At 65.4% G+C, this 14,830-nt stretch carries 13 protein-coding genes and 1 pseudogene; 8 read left to right on the top strand and 6 right to left on the bottom strand.

Going from position 1 to position 14,830, the window contains the following annotated elements; translation table 11 throughout:
• Positions 1-57 precede the first annotated feature (57 nt).
• Positions 58-1,392, bottom strand: a complete 1,335-nt coding sequence (dnaA, locus tag B5X78_RS09130) for a chromosomal replication initiator protein DnaA (protein WP_079724090.1) — start codon at positions 1,390-1,392, stop codon at positions 58-60.
• A 283-nt stretch (positions 1,393-1,675) separates the two neighbouring features.
• On the opposite strand from dnaA, the gene rpmH reads away from it, so the two are divergent.
• The 5 genes from rpmH (at position 1,676) to B5X78_RS09105 (ending at position 6,761) form a co-directional block, all read left to right on the top strand.
• Positions 1,676-1,816, top strand: a complete 141-nt coding sequence (gene rpmH, locus B5X78_RS09125; protein ID WP_079724089.1) for a 50S ribosomal protein L34 — start codon at positions 1,676-1,678, stop codon at positions 1,814-1,816.
• Positions 1,817-1,904: 88 nt separating this feature from the next.
• A complete protein-coding gene (gene rnpA / locus B5X78_RS09120; RefSeq protein WP_079724088.1) occupies positions 1,905-2,336 on the top strand; it encodes a ribonuclease P protein component in 432 nt (143 codons plus the stop codon).
• A gap of 13 nt (positions 2,337-2,349) precedes the next feature.
• On the top strand, positions 2,350-4,071 hold the full coding sequence (gene yidC / locus B5X78_RS09115) for a membrane protein insertase YidC (protein WP_079724087.1): 1,722 nt from the start codon (positions 2,350-2,352) through the stop codon (positions 4,069-4,071).
• 109 nt (positions 4,072-4,180) lie between these two features.
• A complete protein-coding gene (mnmE, locus tag B5X78_RS09110; protein ID WP_425478701.1) occupies positions 4,181-5,518 on the top strand; it encodes a tRNA uridine-5-carboxymethylaminomethyl(34) synthesis GTPase MnmE in 1,338 nt (445 codons plus the stop codon).
• A 232-nt stretch (positions 5,519-5,750) separates the two neighbouring features.
• Positions 5,751-6,761 (top strand): energy transducer TonB, encoded by a 1,011-nt coding sequence (locus B5X78_RS09105; protein WP_079724085.1) that lies wholly within the window; start codon positions 5,751-5,753, stop codon positions 6,759-6,761.
• A gap of 74 nt (positions 6,762-6,835) precedes the next feature.
• Here B5X78_RS09105 and B5X78_RS09100 read toward each other — a convergent pair whose 3' ends face one another.
• From B5X78_RS09100 to B5X78_RS09085, 4 genes and pseudogenes are all read right to left on the bottom strand, one after another.
• On the bottom strand, positions 6,836-8,017 hold the full coding sequence (locus tag B5X78_RS09100) for an ABC transporter permease (protein ID WP_079724084.1): 1,182 nt from the start codon (positions 8,015-8,017) through the stop codon (positions 6,836-6,838).
• On the bottom strand, positions 8,014-8,760 hold the full coding sequence (locus tag B5X78_RS09095) for an ABC transporter ATP-binding protein (RefSeq protein ID WP_079724083.1): 747 nt from the start codon (positions 8,758-8,760) through the stop codon (positions 8,014-8,016). The genes B5X78_RS09100 and B5X78_RS09095 overlap by 4 nt, the downstream gene beginning before the upstream one ends.
• Positions 8,761-8,812: 52 nt before the next feature.
• Positions 8,813-10,336, bottom strand: coding sequence for an alpha/beta hydrolase (locus tag B5X78_RS09090; RefSeq protein ID WP_079724082.1), 1,524 nt, complete (start codon positions 10,334-10,336; stop codon positions 8,813-8,815).
• Between the two features lie 117 nt (positions 10,337-10,453).
• Positions 10,454-11,262 (bottom strand): annotated as a pseudogene (locus tag B5X78_RS09085) (ferredoxin--NADP reductase).
• Positions 11,263-11,314: 52 nt separating this feature from the next.
• Between B5X78_RS09085 and B5X78_RS09080 the strand changes: the two are divergent.
• Genes B5X78_RS09080 through panE form a run of 3 tightly spaced genes read left to right on the top strand, consistent with a single transcriptional unit; the run spans position 11,315 to position 14,011 of the window.
• Positions 11,315-12,280 carry an ABC transporter ATP-binding protein gene (locus B5X78_RS09080; RefSeq protein ID WP_079724081.1) on the top strand — a complete coding sequence of 322 codons (966 nt, stop codon included), beginning with the start codon at positions 11,315-11,317 and terminating at the stop codon, positions 12,278-12,280.
• Positions 12,277-13,071 (top strand): ABC transporter permease, encoded by a 795-nt coding sequence (locus B5X78_RS09075; protein WP_079724080.1) that lies wholly within the window; start codon positions 12,277-12,279, stop codon positions 13,069-13,071. The genes B5X78_RS09080 and B5X78_RS09075 overlap by 4 nt, the downstream gene beginning before the upstream one ends.
• 1 nt (position 13,072) lies before the next feature.
• On the top strand, positions 13,073-14,011 hold the full coding sequence (gene panE / locus B5X78_RS09070) for a 2-dehydropantoate 2-reductase (RefSeq protein WP_079724079.1): 939 nt from the start codon (positions 13,073-13,075) through the stop codon (positions 14,009-14,011).
• Between the two features lie 4 nt (positions 14,012-14,015).
• On the opposite strand, the gene B5X78_RS09065 is transcribed toward panE, so the two are convergent.
• On the bottom strand, positions 14,016-14,810 hold the full coding sequence (locus B5X78_RS09065) for a TatD family hydrolase (RefSeq protein WP_079724078.1): 795 nt from the start codon (positions 14,808-14,810) through the stop codon (positions 14,016-14,018).
• Between the last annotated feature and the right edge of the window lie 20 nt (positions 14,811-14,830).

Here is a 14,830-nt window from a genome sequence, read left to right as displayed (position 1 = left end):
GTGGATAAAAATCACCGGAATTTCCAACCACAGATTGTCCACAGGACTGCAGGTGGCTTACTCACTGAGTTTACGGATCAACTTATCCCAATCCTCGCGGAGTTTGCCATCGGTCTCCATCAGGCTGCGGATCTGGCGGCAGGCGTGCAGCACGGTGGTGTGATCACGGCCGGCAAAGGCATCTCCGATTTCGGGAAGACTGTGCTCGGTCAGTTCCTTGGCCAGCGCCATCGCGACCTGGCGCGGGCGCGCCAATGAACGAGTACGGCGCTTGGACAACAGGTCCTTCATCTGCAGGCCGTAGTAATCGGCCACGGTCTTCTGGATGTTGGGAATGCTGATCGCCTGCTGCTGGGCGCGCAATAGATCGCGCAGTGTCTCCTGTGCGAATTCCGGGGTAATCGCGCGGCCGGTGAAATTGGCACGCGCCGCCAGCGTGTTGAGCGCCCCTTCCAGGTCGCGCACGTTGCTGCGCATCTTCTTGGCCAGCAGAAACGCCACTTCGTCCGGTATCTCGGTGCCGCGCTCATGGGCCTTGGCCAGCACGATTGCCGCGCGGGTTTCAAAATCCGGCGGTTCGATGGCGACCGACAAGCCCCAGGCAAGGCGCGACTTCAAGCGCGGCTCCAGGCCTTCGACTTCGCGCGGATAGCGATCGCAGGTCAGGATGATCTGCTGGCGACTGTCGAACAATGCGTTGAAGGTGTGGAAGAACTCTTCCTGCGTGCGGTCCTTGCCGGCGAAGAACTGGATGTCGTCGATCAACAACGCATCCACCTGCTGGAAGCGTCGCTTGAACTGATCCATCGACTTTTCAATCAGCGCCTTGGTCATCGCGCTGAAGAACTGCTCGGAGCGCAGGTACAACACACGCGCGGCCGGATTGTGGCGACGCAACTCGTTGCCCGCGGCGAACATCAGATGGGTCTTGCCCAGGCCGGTGCCGCCGTACAGCAACAGGGGATTGTGGGCGCGGTCGCCCGGCTTCTGCGCGGCTTGCCAGGCGGCGGCACGTCCGAGCTGGTTGCTGCGGCCTTCGACGAAATTGTCGAAGGTGTAGTGCGTATCCAGATTGCCAGCAAACGCCTCCGCCGGCGCGACCGAAGCATTCGCTGCCGCAGAAGGGGCGGTGGCAGGCTTGCCGGCATCGGCTGCGCGCACACGCGAGCCAATTTCCAGCGACACGTCCGAGGCGCCGACGAAGTAGTCCAGCAACTCGCGAATCCGTCCCAGGTAGCGCTCGCGCACCTGCTCGACGATGAAGGCGTTGGGCGCATACAGGACGACGGCGTCATTGCGCTGTTCGGCCTGCAGCGGCTTCAACCAGGTGTGGACATCTTCGGCCGGCAGTTCGGCTTCCAGGCGTTCGAGGCAGCGGGGCCAGGCATCCATCGCGCGGGACAACTCGATTCTTGACAAGGTGTGGAAAACTGCAGGCTCCGCACGACCGTTTGCACGGGTCCGGGGCCTGAAAGAAGGGGTCGGCCAGACTACCACCGCCACCGGGCCGCGCCAACGATCCTGTGCATAAGATGTGGATGAATGCGCCCGGGCAGCCCTTGTGGAACACGCCTTTGCGACGCGCAATTCGATCCCGCTCACCGGTGTTGACCGTAACCGGTGGATACCTATAGAATTTCCGGTTCTTTCCACCCGCAAACCGCACGAGGGCCCCATGGCCACCAAGCGCACTTACCAACCCAGCAATCTCAAGCGCAAGCGCGACCACGGTTTTCGTGCGCGCATGAAGACCGCCGACGGCCGCAAGATCCTGTCGCGCCGTCGCGCCAAGGGCCGCACGCGCCTCTGCGCCTGATGGCTTTGCCGCGCTCAGCGGCCAAGACATCTTTGATGCGAACCCTTTGCCAGAAGCCCGCACATCGCAGTGCGGGCTTCTTGCTGTCATGAGCACTGCCACTTCGGCATTCCCGCGTCAGGCCCGCGTTCGTAGCGGGTCCGACTACCGGCGTGTCTTCGAGGGGGCACGTCGATGCTCCGATCCTCTGTTCGCTCTGCATTGGCTGCAGAGTGAAACGCCTGCGCGCCTCGGTTTGGCTGTTTCGCGCAAGGTCGACAAACGCGCGGTCGGTCGCAACCGCATCAAGCGTCAGTTGCGCGAGCAGTTCCGTTGCGTGCGCATGCAACTGGCTGCAGGCGACTACGTCATCGTGGCGCGTTCAGCCGCCGCTTCCGCCAGTGCGGCGGAGCTGCGTGCCAGCTTCCAGCGCCTGTTGAGTCGTGCAGGCGCGTTGCCCGCATCCTCGGCGGAGGTCACAATGCCGCGCATCTTGAATTCCCCTTCCACCTCCACCACACCGGAAGCCAACGCCGGTTGAGATTGCCTGTCCGATGAACCAGACCCGAGTTTTCCTGATTGTTGCGTGGCTGATGGTGGCGGTGCTGCTGTGGATGGAGTGGGGCCGCTTCAACGCGCCGACCGCTCCGGCCGTAGCCACCCAGACCACGGCCACCACGCCGGTTGCAGCGCAGGCCGGCAGCGTGCCGAACCTGCCCAGCGCAAGCAGCCTGCCGCAGGCGCCTTCGCAAGCCTTGCAACCCAGCAGCAGTGCGACCACGCCGGTCGGTCAAAATGCACGCGTGGTGGTCAGCAGTGATGTGTTGCGACTGACCCTGGATGGCGGCTCCGTGCTGGAAGCCGAGCTGCTGCAGTTCCCGCAGGACAAGAGCAACGCCAGCACCCCGGTGAAGCTCTTCACCCAGGATCCCGCGCATTACTACGTGGCGCAAAGCGGCTGGCTTGCCACCGGCGCCAACAAGCAGGCGCCCACGCACCTGCATGGCTTCGTACCCGAAGCAGGTAATGAGTTCGCCTTGGCCGCTGGCGCCGATGAAGTGGTTGTGCCCTTCATCTGGCGGGGCGACGACGGCCTGGCGATCCGTCGCAGCTTCATCCTCAAGCGCGGCGACTACGCGCTGACGGTTCGCGACGACGTGATGAATGCCGGCAGCTCGCCGTGGCAGGGCATGGTCTACCGCCAACTGCAGCGCAAGCCGCCGCTGGTCAAGACCGGCATGACCAATCCCGAGTCTTTCAGCTTCAACGGCGCTACCTGGTACGACAACGGTTATCAGCGCCGCAAGTTCAATGACGATTTCCTCGATGACGGACGCATCGAGAAGCAGGTGACGGGAGGATGGATCGCCATGCTCCAGCATCACTTCTTCACTGCCTGGATTCCGCTGGCCCAGGACGCCACCACCATCTCGCTGGGTGAGCAGAACACCGCCACCGGCAAGCTGCCGCTGATCAACGAAGTGGGCCCCGGCGTCAACGTCGGCCCCGGCCAGCAGGCCACCACCAGCGCGCGCCTGTGGGTGGGCCCGAAGCTGGTGTCCAAGATCAAGGCCGAGAACGTGCCGGGTCTGGATCGCGCAGTGGACTACAGCCAGTTCGCCATCTTCGCGATCATCGGCCAAGGCCTGTTCTGGCTGCTCAGCCATCTGCATTCGCTGTTCGGCAACTGGGGCTGGTCGATCATCGGCCTGGTGGTGCTGGTCAAGCTCGCGCTGTATCCGCTGGCCGCCAAGCAGTACAAGAGCATGGCCAAGATGCGCCAGGTGGCGCCGCGCATGACCCAGCTCAAGGAACGTTACGGCGACGACAAGCAGAAGCTCAATGTCGCCATGATGGAGCTGTACAAGAAGGAGAAGATCAACCCGGCCGCCGGCTGCCTGCCGATCCTGGTGCAGATGCCGATCTTCCTGTCGCTGTACTGGGTGTTGGTGGAGTCGGTGGAGTTGCGACAGGCGCCGTGGTTTGCCTGGATCCAGGATCTGACCGCACGCGATCCGTACTTCATCCTGCCGGCCTTGAACATGCTGGTGATGTTCCTGACCCAGAAGCTCACGCCGGCCCCGGGCATGGACCCGATGCAGCAGCGCATGATGCAGTTCATGCCGCTGGTGTTCGGCGTGATGATGGCCTTCTTCCCTTCCGGTCTGGTGCTGTACTGGGTTACCAACGGTGCGCTGGGTCTGCTGCAGCAGTGGTGGAACACCAAGCAATACGGTGGCGTGGCCACTACCGCCAAACCCAGCAAGGCGAAATAAGCCAAACAGGAAACCCGCTTCGGCGGGTTTCTTTTTGCCAGCGGATTTGCGAGGGAGCAGGCAGTTCGCGCTACGCTTGCCGCCTTCGCAAGTGCACCCTATGGCATCCATGCACAACACCCAGACCATCGCCGCCATCGCCACTGCGGCCGGAGCCGGTGGCGTCGGCATCGTGCGTCTGTCCGGTCCGTCCGCATTGCAGATTGGCCGGCAGATTGCCGGTCGAGCGCTGTACGCACGCCGCGCGTTTCACGTGCGCTTTCGCGACGAGCAGGGGCAGACACTGGATGATGGCCTGGTCATCGCCTTTCCCGCGCCGCACAGCTTTACCGGCGAGGACGTGGTGGAACTGCAGGCACACGGCAGCCCCGTCGTGCTTCAGGCCTTGGTCGATCGCGCGGTAACGCTGGGCGCTCGCCGAGCCAGGCCTGGCGAATTCAGTGAGCGCGCCTTCCACAATGGCAAGCTGGATCTGGCCCAGGCCGAAGCCATCGCGGATTTGATCGCGGCTTCGGACACACGTGCCGCGCGCGCGGCCCGGCGTTCGCTCGACGGCGTGTTCTCGAAACGCGTGGATGCTATCGGCGCCGCATTGCTGGGCCTGCGGGTGCATGTGGAAGCGGCGATCGATTTCGCCGACGAATCCATCGACACACTGGGTGGTGAACAGGTCCGCCGTGGACTGCAGGCAGCCCGCACGCAACTGGCGCAACTGCTGGCCGATGCCGAACGTGGCCGGAAACTTCGCGATGGCTTGCACACGGTGATCATCGGCCCACCCAACGCCGGCAAGAGCTCACTGCTCAATGCACTGGCCGGGCGTGATCGCGCCATCGTCACCGATGTGGCGGGCACCACCCGCGACACGCTGCACGAGACCATTCGGCTCGATGGCCTGGAACTGCACCTGGTGGATACCGCCGGCCTGCGCGAAGGCGGCGACGCCATCGAACGCGAAGGCATGCGCCGGACGAGGGCCGAACTGCTGAAGGCCGACTTGGCCTTGATCGTAGTGGACGCCCGCGACGTGGAATCCGGTCGCCAGGCCTTGGCCGACGTACTGCATGACGTTCCCCAGCGCCTGTGGATCCACAACAAGGTCGACTTGCTGCCCTCATACCCGCTGGAGGATCCCGGGGCCATCGCGGTCTCGGCCACCACCGGGCAAGGCCTCGACGCCTTGCATCAACGCCTGCGCGAGCTGGCGGGAGCAGGGCAGGGCGAAGGCAGCGACGGCGAATTTTCCGCACGCGCGCGTCATGTCGATGCATTACGGCGCGCGGCTGACCACGCTCAGCTCGCCGATGGCCAGCTGTCGCAGGAGCACCTGGAGCTGGCGGCCGAAGAACTGCGCCTGGCCCACGACGCCTTGGGCGAAATCACCGGCCGCATCAGCGCCGATGAGATGCTGGGCCACATCTTTTCGACCTTCTGCATCGGCAAGTAGGCCGCACTGCCGCGAAAACCGGGCAGATCGACGAACCGTGAACCACGTCACGAAAATTCACAACCGCCTGCACAAAGAATGCATGCAGCGGCATGGCTACCGCGGACCTGGGGAGGTCAACGGTAGAGTTCGCCACGCCCAACTTGCCCGGGCCGATTGACATTGCGGAACAGATCCCGCGTGCTAGCGGTCTGGGGTTTTGCAGACTTACGATTCAATTAGGGGAATCATCATGTTGTCGAACACGTTGAGTGCCAGGCCACGCCTGTGGCTGCCGCTGTTGCTGACGCTCGCCATCGCCGCCTGCTCCAAGGACGAAACCGCAGCGCCGGCCACCGCTGGCCAGCCCGCCGCCACGACCGCCGCCACGCCGCCGCCGCCGGCTGTCTCGGCCGAAGTGCAGGCCATGAACGTTGATCAGCTGCGTGACGCGGCCACCAACGCACTGCGCGAAAACCGCATCTACGCGCCCGGCGGCAACAACGCCATGGAGTACTACCTGGCCCTGCGCGACAAGCTGCCGACCGATCCGGCGGTGACCAGCGCGCTGACCGATCTGTTGCCCTATACCGTGATCGCCGCCGAGCAGAGCATAACGCGCGAGGAATTCACCGAAGCCCAGCGCCTGGCCGCAATCATCGAGAAGGCCGACGCCAAGGCGCCGTCGCTGCCGCGACTGAAGCAGAGCATCGCCAGCTCGCAGCAAGCCGTGGCGCAGCGTGCGCTGGACACCGAGGCCCGCACCAAGGCGGCTGAAGAAAACCGCGTCAAGGATCAGCAGCGCCTGGCCCAGCAGGCCGAACAACAGAAGGCCACCGAAGCGGCAGCTGCCTTGCAGCTGGCCCAGCAACAGGAAGCCGCACGCCAGGAAGCGGCGCGCCAGGAAACCGCACGCCGCGAAGCCGAACAGCGCGAAGCCGCCGCTCGCGCCACGGCCCAGCAGGCGCCTGCCGCCGGCGCACCGGCGGCCGCACCGGCAGCCGGCTCCAACCAGCTGCGTCCGATCAGCACGCCGGCGCCGCGCTATCCGCCGGAAGCCCTGCGCGCGGGTACTGCCGGTGAGGTGCTGGTGGAGTTCACCGTCGGCGTGGATGGTTCGGTCACCGCCGCTCGCGTGGTCCGCGCCACCCCGGCACGCGTGTTTGATCGCGAAGCCGTGGCCGCTGCCAAGCGCTGGCGATTCCAGCCGGTCAGCGAACCGGTCACCACCCGCCGCACGATTGGCTTTAACCCCGGCGGCTGACGCCGGCACGAAGGTCAGGCAACAAAAAAGGGGCGGAGAAATCCGCCCCTTGTCTTTTGCATCGCGTTGATCACTCAACCGGAGATGGCGAGCTTCTCCTGCTGGTAGCGCCGCACCGCGGCAAACCACAGCAGCGCCGCCAAACCAAAGGCACTGGCCAGGTAGACGCCCCACATCGCCGAGGTGATCGCCTCGTTGCGGATGACCTTGAGGATCAACTGGTTCTGCGCCAGGAACGGCACCGCGAACTGCCAAAGCTGGCTCTTCACCGGGCTGGCCATCAAGGCGAAGGTCGGCACCATCGGCAGGAGCAGCAGCCAGGTCATGTGGCTCTGCGCTTCCTTCATGCTTTTGGCGCTGGCCGCCAACCAGGTCAGCAGCGAGGTGCCGATGAACAGCATCGGCAACAGCACCAGCAACATCTGCGCCATCGCCGGGAAAGACACGTTCAACTGGCGTCCCACGCCCGATGAAATCTGCGCGCTGATGCGGAAGGCCAGCAAGGTCAGCACCAGCGTGGCCATGCCGATCACGCAGGCCGCGGCGATCTTGCCGCTGACAATCGCACCGCGTGGCGCGGGCGTGGCCAACAGCGGCTCCAACGACTGCCGTTCGCGTTCGCCCGCCGTCGCATCCAAGATCAGGTACGCGCCACCAATGAACGAGGTCAGGATCAGCAGGTAGGGCAACAGCACCGACAACAACACGCCACGCTTGGCTTCCACGGTCGCCAGATCCTGCGTACCCAGGTTGATCGGTTTGGAAATCGAAGCATCGATGCCGCGCGAAAGCAGGCGCAACGCGCCGGCTTGCTGGCTGTAGGCATTCAACACGCTCTCCAGGCGCCGGCTGGGAATCTCGGCATCGCGTCGCGTGCTGTCTTTCAGGATCTCAACCAGCGCCGGCTTGCCGGCGCGCCAATCGGCGGGAAACTCGGGGCTGATGCGCAGCGCCACATCCACTTCCTGCTTGCGGATCGCAGCGGTCAGGTCGGCCGGCGGCGCCACGGCCTTCAAGCCATAGCCCTGCAGGAAGGCCACCAGGTTGGGCGCGTACTCGCGACCCACCACCGGAATCTCCAGCTCCTTGTCGATCTGGGTCTTGGCGCGCTTCTCCGCCAGCGAGCCCATGCCGAGCATCAGGGCCGGATACAACAGCGGTCCCAGGAACAGGGCCAGCGCCAATGTCCGGCGATCGCGCGCCAGATCCTTGAGCTCCTTGCGCATCACCGTCATTACGGTACGGAACACGTTCATGCCTGCAGTCCTTCTTCCGAGCCGATGATCTTGACGAAGGCTTCTTCCAGATTGTCCTCGCCCACCTGTGCGCGCAAATCGTCGGCGGTGCCCGCGGCCACCACCCGACCCTTGGCAATCACCACGATGCGATCACACAACGCGGCCACCTCCTGCATGATGTGGCTGGAGAAGATCACGCAGCGGCCTTCGTCGCGCAGTTGGCGCAGGAAGCCGCGCATCGCGCGGGTCGTCATCACGTCCAGGCCGTTGGTGGGCTCGTCCAGGATGACGTTGCGCGGGTCGTGGATCAGCGCGCGCGCAATCGCGGTCTTGGTGCGTTGGCCCTGCGAAAAGCCCTCGGTCTGCCGATCCAGGATGTCGTCCATGTCCAGCGCCTGCGACAAGGCCTGCGTACGCGCCGAGATCTGCTCGCGCGACAAGCCATGCAGTTCGCCGAAGTAGGCGATGTTCTCGCGCGCGGTCAGGCGCTTGTACACGCCGCGCGCATCCGGCAACACGCCCAGCGAACGCCGCACCGTCACCGGTTGTTCGCCGGCATCCACGCCATCCACCAGCACCTGCCCGCGATCCGGCTTCATCAGCGTGTAGAGCATGCGCATGGTAGTGGTCTTGCCGGCGCCGTTGGGTCCGAGCAGGCCGGTGATCTGGCCGTCATTGGCCTGGAAGCTCACCGCGTCGACCGCGTTCACCAGGCCGGTCTTGGTCTTGAAGGACTTGTGCAGATCCTGCGCGACAATCATGAAAGAACTCCCTGCAAGTCAGTGCGATGGATGGGGCGGAGCGGAGCGCGCATCACGGCTCCCATCCGTTGAAGCCGGTGAACGCCGGCGTGCCGTCGATGCTGTCCAGGCATTTGCCATCCAGCGCCTTGGCGTCGCCGCTCTCGATGAACTGGCCCACCAGCTTGGGCATGCAGCCCTGGGCGATCACGTTGTGGCCCTGCCCGTGCAGGACAAAATGGCGACCCTTCGGCAAGCCCTGCAGCACCTGTTCGGCATAGGACGGCGGCGTCACCGGGTCCAGTTCGCCGGACATCAACAACGCCGGTACCGGCGACTTCAGCGGCGCAGTGAAATTCGCCGGACGCGCGCCCTTCGGCCAGGCGACGCAGGGTGAAAAGAACAGGCGCGCCATGTCCGGGCCCATCACCGTGCCGGCGTCGGCCGGGTCCGGCTGATAACGGTCGGCATCTTCGGCGCAGATCACCGACAACTGCATGCCACGCGCCATCTGTCCGGAGACCTGGCCCTGCATGAACTGCGACAACGACATCAGCGGCCCGTAGCGACCCTGATCGGCTTCATCGATCACCAGCGGCAGCAGCGACATCGTCGCCGGCATGTAGGAAAAGGCGTGGCTCAGGCCGGTGACGGTGGAGCCGGTCAGGGTGCCGTGCTTCTGCTCCCCGGTGGAGGGATCGCGGTAGTCCACTTCCACCGGCGACTGCGCCAGGCGCTGCTTCAAGGCCAGCAGGCGCGCGCGCAGATCGGTGGGATAGCGCTTGTGGCAGGCCGGGTCGGCGGTACACGCCTGCGACTGGCGAACCAGGGATTCGTCGAAGCGACGCGCAAATTCGCCCCCCACCACCAGCGAGTTCGGCGCCACACCATCCAGCACGATGCTGCGGGTGTGGGTGGGATGGGTCGCCGCGTATTGCTGCGCCACGCGCGTGCCGTAGGACACGCCCACCAGGTTGATCTGATCGGCGCCGATGGCGGTACGCACGGCATCCAGATCGCGGACCGCGTCGGAGGTGGTGTAGAAGCGCAGATCGGCGCGCTTGGACAGTGCGTCCACGCAGCGTTGGGTCTCCATCCGTACCGCTTCGTCGGTCATCGACTCAATATCGCTGGCCGACGGCGATTGGCCTTCGTCCTCGCTGCAGGTCAGCGGATTGGACTTGCCGGTGCCGCGCTGATCGACCAACACCACATCACGCTGCTTGCGCACTTCGCGCAGCGCCATGTCGATCAGCACCGCATGCTCGCTGGCGGCCTGGCCCGGGCCACCGGCCAGGAAGAACACCGGATCCGGCGTCGCCGAACCGTCGTCGGTCGCCGGCAACCAGGCGATGTTCAGCGCAATCTTGCGGCCCTGCGGCGCCTGCGGGTTCTCCGGTACCTCGAAGGTGCCGCACTGTGCCTCCAGATTGCCATTGGCAAACGGCGAGGCCAGCGTGCAGGGTTCAAAGGCCAGCTTGCCCAGATGGCGCACCGCGCGCGCCTCGGTTGTCTCGCTGGCGGGCTTGCCGGGTTGGCAGGCCGCCAGGGTCAGCAGGCTGGCAGTGGCCAGCCAGGTAGTGCGGGTCAGTCGCATGGTTCGGTTCCTGGTTGCGATCCGTTTCAGGATGACATGACGAGGCCCGGCGACGGATGTGACCAACGAAGGATCGGGCAGGCCCATCCGCGCCCGCAGGCCGGTGGGCCGTGCCGGTCACTTGGAGGAGACGTACTTCTCGCGGCGGACTTGCGGAATCGGCAGTCCCGCCGCCTTCAGGGCCTCGAAACAGGTATCCACCATGTCTGGGTTGCCGCACAGATAGGCGATGTCGCGGGCCGGGTCCGGAGCGAACTCGGCCAGGTGCTGCTGCACATAGCCCTGGCGCACGTCCGGATGCGGATTGGCGGGCAGTCCGCGCGAGAAGCAGGGGACGAAGCGGAAATTCGGATGCGCGTCGGCAAAGGCGCGGAAGTCCTCGCCATACAGCAGCTCGGCCGGCGTGCGTGCGCCAAACAGCAACACCACCTCGATGCCGCGCTCGGCGATCGCCTGCGCCAGCTGCGGCAGCATGGCCCGGTACGGGGTCACGCCGGTGCCGGTGGCAATCAGCAGGTAGCGCTGGTTGTGGTCGTTGGGCATCAGGCAGAAACGCCCGAACGGGCCGCTGGCCTGCACATGGCCGCCCGGGGGCAGGCCCTCGAACAGGGCCGTGGCCGCGCCGCCGGGCACGTAACTGACCGCAATCTCGACTGCTTCGCCCGGTCCCAGGCGGTGGTCATGGATGGTCGCCAGCGAGTAGCTGCGCTTGGTCGCCGTGCCATCGGCGTACTGGAAATGGACCTGGATGAACTGTCCCGGGATGAAATCCAGCGGCTGGCCATCGTCACGCAGGAACACATAATGGCCGACGCTGGGCGCCAACATGCGGCGCTCCACGAGCTTCAACGGAAAGGGGACGATGGCCAAGGCGTGGGTGATGGAACAGTCTGGTGCCGGGAGCTTCCCGACGGGCTGCCTATAATAAGCGCTCGTTTCCCCCCTGGCGCCCGTGTCGGCGCCGCAAGGTAAATCCGCGTGACCCAAGCCGTGGTTTCCGCGAACGCCCCCGCGCTCGCCATTTCCGATCTCCGCAAGGTCTACGACAACGGCGTGCAGGCGCTCAAGGGCGTCTCGCTGGAAGTCGCCCCGGGCGACTTCTTCGCCCTGCTCGGACCCAACGGAGCGGGCAAGTCGACCCTCATCGGCATCGTCAGCTCGCTGGTCAACAAGAGCGCAGGCGAGGTCGAAGTCTTCGGCGTCAACCTGTCGCGCCATCGCGATGACGCCCTGCGCCTGATCGGCCTGGTGCCGCAGGAAATCAACTTCAACATGTTCGAGAAGCCGCTCGACATCCTGGTCAATTACGCCGGCTTCTATGGCGTGCCGCGTGCCGAGGCGCTGGTCCGCGCCGAGGAAGAGCTCAAGCGTGCGCAGCTGTGGGACAAGGCGCAGATGATGAGCCGCACCCTGTCCGGCGGCATGAAGCGCCGGCTGATGATCGCCCGCGCCATGATGACCCGGCCGCGCCTGCTGATCCTGGATGAGCCCACTGCCGGCGTCGACATCGAGATTCGTCGCGGCATGTGGAAGACGCTCAAGGACATCAACGCCGCCGGCACCACGATCATCCTGACCACCCACTACCTGGAAGAAGCCGAAAGCCTCTGCCGCAACCTGGCCATCATCGACCACGGCATCATCGTCGAGCAGGGCCCGATGCGCAGCCTGCTGGCCAAGCTGGACGTGGAAGGCTTCCTGTTCGATATCGACGGCGACCTGCCGGCGCAGCTGCCGGGCATCGAAGGCGCCGTGCTGCTGGCGCAGGACAGCCACACCCTGGATCTGGACATGCCGCGTGCGATGGACCTCAACCGGGTCTTCGACGCGCTCAACCAGGCCGGCATCCGCGTGCGCTCGATGCGCACCAAGAGCAATCGACTGGAGGAACTGTTCGTGCGCATGACTGGCAACAGCGACGCCAGCAAGGAGCAGGCCGCATGAACGCCGTCGCCGAACCTACCATCGCCCGCCGCAACCTGATCGCACTGGGCACCATCGTCCGCCGTGAAGTCGCGCGCATCCTGCGCATCTGGGGCCAGACCCTGGTGCCGCCGGCGATCACCATGACCCTGTACTTCCTGATCTTCGGTGGCCTGATCGGCTCGCAGATCCGCAACATGGGCGGCTACTCCTACATGCAGTTCATCGTGCCGGGCCTGGTGATGATGAGCGTCATCCAGAACAGCTACGGCAACATCTCCTCGAGTTTCTTCGGCGCCAAGTTCGGTCGCCATGTCGAGGAACTGCTGGTCAGCCCGATGCCCAACTGGGTGATCCTGTGGGGCTACGTCGCCGGCGCCGTGCTGCGTGGCGTGATGGTGGGCGTGATCGTGCTGGTGATCGCCATGTGCTTCACCCGTGTCAGCGTGCCGCATCCGCTGGTCACCCTGACCACGGTGCTGCTGGGCGCGACGATCTTCTCGCTGGCCGGTTTCATCAACGCCGTCTACGCCAAGAAGTTCGATGACGTGGCGATCGTGCCGACCTTCATCCTGACCCCGCTGACCTACCTGGGCGGCGTGTTCTACTCGGTCACGCTGTTGCCGGGTTGGGCGCAGACGATGACCCACGCCAATCCGATCTTCTACATGGTCAACGCGTTCCGTTACGGCCTGCTGGGCAGCAGCGACGTACCGCTGTGGGTGGCCTATGCGCTGATGCTGACCTTCGTGGCCGCGCTCAGCGCGCTGGCGCTGTGGCTGCTCCGGCGCGGTACGGGCCTGCGCAGCTGACATGCGCCTGCTCGTCCTGGGCGCCGGCGGCACCGGCGGGTACTTCGGCGGCCGACTGGCGCAGGCGGGCTTTGACGTCACCTTCCTGGTGCGCGAAGCGCGCCAGCAGCAACTGCAGCAGGCCGGCCTGCTGATCCTCAGCCCGCTGGGCGACGCCCACCTGCGGGTCAATGCGATCACCGCGCAGGAACTGAAGAACCTCAGCGGCAAGCGTCCGTTCGACATGGTCCTGCTCAGCTGCAAGGCCTACGACCTGCGCAGTTCGATGGAGGCGATCGCACCGGCGGTGGAAGAGGGCGCCGACGTGTTGCCCATCCTCAACGGCCTGCTGCATTACGACGCATTGGATGCGCGCTTCGGCCGCGAGCTGGTGATTGGCGGGCTGTGCTTCATCAGCGCCACCAAGGGCGAGCATGGCGAAATCCTGCACCTGGGCCGGCCCGCGTCACTGACCTACGGCGAGCGTGACGGCGGTGATCCGCGCCCGCGCCTGCGTTCGTTTGCGCGCGCCTGCACCGCCTCGCACCTGGAACACGTGCTCACGCCGGACATTCCACGCGAGCAATGGATCAAGTTCAGTTTCCTGGCGGCGTTGGCGGCCGGCACTTGTCTGATGCGTGCTTCGATCGGACAAATCGTCGCCAGTGAAGGCGGCGCGCAGTTCATGGCCGCCATGTATGCCGAGTGCGCGGCAGTGGCGGCAGCCGCTGGCCAGCCGATTCCACAGAGTTCGCAATCTTCCGCGCTGTTCACCCTGCGGCAGGCGGATTCGGCGCTGAAGGCCTCGATGCTGCGCGATCTCGAAGCGGGCCAGGCGGTGGAAGCCGAGCACATCGTTGGCGACATGGTCCGCCGCGGCAAACGCCTGGGCGCGGCCACGCCCAAGATGGCGGCAGCCTGGCTGCACCTGCAGGCCTACGAGGCCAACCGCAGCCGCTGACGCGTCAGCGTTCCGGCAGCCGGAAGAATTCGCGCGCGTTGCGCGTGGTGGCCGCGGCGGTCACCGCCACGTCTTCGCCACGATCGCGGGCCAGCTCTTCCACGATATGCGCCAGGTACATCGGCTCGTTGCGACGATGCGAGGGCTGCGGACGCACCGTGCGCGGCAGCAGATACGGCGCATCGGTTTCGATCAGCAGGCGGTGGGCCGGGATGTGTTTCACCAGTTCGCGCAGGTGCAGGCCGCGGCGCTCATCGCACAGCCAGCCGGTGATGCCCACGTACCAGTCCTGATCCAGGTAGTCGAACAGCTCCTCGCGGCTGCCGGTGAAGCAGTGCACCACCGCCGCTGCCAGCTTGCCGTCGAAGTTTTTCATCATCGCCATGAAGTCGGCATGCGCGTCGCGCTGGTGCAGGAACAGCGGCTTGCCGTTCTCCGCGCCCAGTTGCAGCTGCCGCTCGAAGGCGCGCCGCTGCGCCGGCCGTGGGGAGAAATCGCGGAAGTAATCCAGGCCGCACTCACCCACCGCCACCACCTCCGGATGCGCGTGCAACGCACGCATTTCGGCGTCGCATTCATCGGTGTATTCGGTGGCGTGATGCGGATGCACGCCCGCGGTGGCGAACAGTTCGCCCGGATGCGCCTGGGCCAGCGCCAGTGCCTGCGGTGAGTGCTCGCGGCTGGCGCCGGTAATCACCATCTGCACCACGCCCTGTGCGCGTGCGCGATCGAGAACCGCCGCGCGATCATGATCAAAGCTTTCGTGGGTCAGGTTGGCGCCGATATCGATCAGGTGCATGTCACGTGCCGCAGAAGAAT

It is taken from the genome of Pseudoxanthomonas indica (assembly GCF_900167565.1).
GTDB lineage: Bacteria > Pseudomonadota > Gammaproteobacteria > Xanthomonadales > Xanthomonadaceae > Pseudoxanthomonas_A > Pseudoxanthomonas_A indica.
The sequence above is the reverse complement of the archived record's forward strand: the minus strand, read 5'-3'. Positions and strand labels throughout refer to the sequence as shown.